General features: G+C 51.4%; 1 rRNA gene. It reads right to left on the reverse strand.

The features are described 5' to 3' along the window. Position 1: 1 nt before the first annotated feature. Positions 2-2,918: ribosomal RNA gene (locus tag FD02_RS03015) — 23S ribosomal RNA — on the reverse strand. Between the last annotated feature and the right edge of the window lie 114 nt (positions 2,919-3,032).

Genomic DNA, 3,032 nt, shown 5'->3' on the forward strand with positions numbered 1-3,032 from the left:
CTTGGTTAAGTCCTCGACCGATTAGTACTGGTCCGCTCCAAGCATCGCTGCTCTTCCACTTCCAGCCTATCTACCAGATCATCTCTCTGGGGTCTTACTTCCTTACGGAATGGGAAATCTCATCTCGAGGGGGGCTTCACACTTAGATGCTTTCAGCGTTTATCCCTGCCGTTCATAGCTACCCAGCGATGCGCCTGGCGGCACAACTGGTACACCAGCGGAACGTCCATCCCGGTCCTCTCGTACTAAGGACAGCTCCTCTCAAATTTCCTGCGCCCGCGACGGATAGGGACCGAACTGTCTCACGACGTTCTGAACCCAGCTCGCGTACCGCTTTAATGGGCGAACAGCCCAACCCTTGGGACCGACTACAGCCCCAGGATGCGATGAGCCGACATCGAGGTGCCAAACCTCCCCGTCGATGTGGACTCTTGGGGGAGATAAGCCTGTTATCCCCAGGGTAGCTTTTATCCGTTGAGCGATGGCCCTTCCATACGGAACCACCGGATCACTAAGCCCGACTTTCGTCCCTGCTCGACTTGTCAGTCTCGCAGTCAAGCGCCCTTATACCTTTACACTCTGCGAATGATTTCCAACCATTCTGAGGGCACCTTTGGGCGCCTCCGTTACATTTTAGGAGGCGACCGCCCCAGTCAAACTGCCTACCTGACACTGTCTCCCGCCACGCTGAGTGGCGCGGGTTAGAGTGTTCATACAGCAAGGGTAGTATCCCACCAATGCCTCCACCGAAACTAGCGTTCCGGCTTCTACGGCTCCTACCTATCCTGTACAAGCGGTACAAACACTCAATATCAAGCTACAGTAAAGCTCCATGGGGTCTTTCCGTCCTGTCGCGGGTAACCCGCTTCTTTACGGGTATCTTAATTTCACCGAGTCTCTCGTTGAGACAGTGCCCAAATCATTACGCCTTTCGTGCGGGTCGGAACTTACCCGACAAGGAATTTCGCTACCTTAGGACCGTTATAGTTACGGCCGCCGTTTACTGGGGCTTCAATTCTGGGCTTCGCTTACGCTAACTCATCCTCTTAACCTTCCAGCACCGGGCAGGCGTCAGCCCCTATACGTCATCTTACGATTTTGCAGAGACCTGTGTTTTTGATAAACAGTTGTTTGGGCCTATTCACTGCGGCTGTACTTGCGTACAGCACCCCTTCTTCCGAAGTTACGGGGTCATTTTGCCGAGTTCCTTAACGAGAGTTCGCTCGCTCACCTGAGGCTACTCGCCTCGACTACCTGTGTCGGTTTGCGGTACGGGTAGATTATTTCTCACTAGACGCTTTTCTCGGCAGTGTGACATCAGACACTTCGCTACTTAAATTTCGCTCCCCATCACAACTTGTCCTTAAAGAGGTAAGCATTTCACTCATCTCAAGACTCGTTGCTTGGACACCCGTTTCCAGCTGGGTGCTTGTCTTAGCCTCCTGCGTCCCGCCATCGCTCAAACAAAATAATCTAGTACAGGAATCTCAACCTGTTTGCCATCGACTACGCCTCTCGGCCTCGCCTTAGGTCCCGACTAACCCTGGGAGGACGAGCCTTCCCCAGGAAACCTTAGTCATACGGTGGATTGGATTCTCACCAATCTTTCGCTACTCATGCCGGCATTCTCACTTCCATACGCTCCAGCCGTCCTCACGATCGACCTTCAACGCCTATGGAACGCTCTCCTACCGCGCATCCTTACGGATGCACCCACAGTTTCGGTATTATGCTTAGCCCCGGTATATTTTCGGCGCAGTGTCACTCGACTAGTGAGCTATTACGCACTCTTTAAATGGTGGCTGCTTCTGAGCCAACATCCTAGTTGTCTGTGCAACGCCACATCCTTTTCCACTTAGCATAAATTTAGGGACCTTAACTGGTGATCTGGGCTGTTCCCCTTTCGACGATGGACCTTATCGCTCACCGTCTGACTCCCAGAGTAAGATAATTGGTATTCGGAGTTTATCTGAATTCAGTAACCCTTGACGGGCCCCTAGTCCAAACAGTGCTCTACCTCCAATATCCATCCTCTGAGGCTAGCCCTAAAGCTATTTCGGAGAGAACCAGCTATCTCCAAGTTCGTTTGGAATTTCACCGCTACCCACAACTCATCCCAGCATTTTTCAACATACACGGGTTCGGTCCTCCAGTGCGTTTTACCACACCTTCAACCTGGTCATGGGTAGGTCACTTGGTTTCGGGTCTACACCAACATACTTACGCGCCCTATTCAGACTCGCTTTCGCTACGGCTCCGGCTTTTCACCTTAACCTCGCATGTTAGCGTAACTCGCCGGTTCATTCTACAAAAGGCACGCCGTCACCCATTAACGGGCTTCGACTAATTGTAGGCACACGGTTTCAGGAACTGTTTCACTCCCCTCCCGGGGTGCTTTTCACCTTTCCCTCACGGTACTGGTTCACTATCGGTCACTAGGGAGTATTTAGCCTTGGGTGATGGTCCACCCGGATTCCGACGGAATTTCACGTGTTCCGCCGTACTCAGGATCCTGAACGGAGGAAACGTCGTTTCGCTTACAGGGCTTTCACCTTCTGTGGCGCAGCTTTCCAGCTGACTTCAACTACAACGTTTCTTGATAACTCCAATGTTCAGTCCTACAACCCCAAGAGGCAAGCCTCTTGGTTTGGGCTGTTCCCACTTCGCTCGCCGCTACTATGGGAATCGCAATTGCTTTCTCTTCCTGCAGGTACTTAGATGTTTCAGTTCCCTGCGTTTGCCTCTACTGTGCTATGTATTCACACAGAAGTAACGACCATGCGGTCGCTGGGTTCCCCCATTCGGAAATCTTCGGATCAAAGCTTACGTACAGCTCCCCGAAGCATATCGTCGTTAGTCACGTCCTTCATCGGCTCCTAGTGCCAAGGCATCCACCGTGCGCCCTTTGTAACTTAACCTTGATCTATTACTAGATCGGTTAGCGATTCGAATTTCTTTTAGAAACTCATACAAATACGCTGTGTTCTCGGCATTACTAATAAAACAATGATATCCAGTTTTCAAAGAACAAA

Source organism: Lacticaseibacillus nasuensis JCM 17158, assembly GCF_001434705.1.
Lineage (GTDB): Bacteria > Bacillota > Bacilli > Lactobacillales > Lactobacillaceae > Lacticaseibacillus > Lacticaseibacillus nasuensis.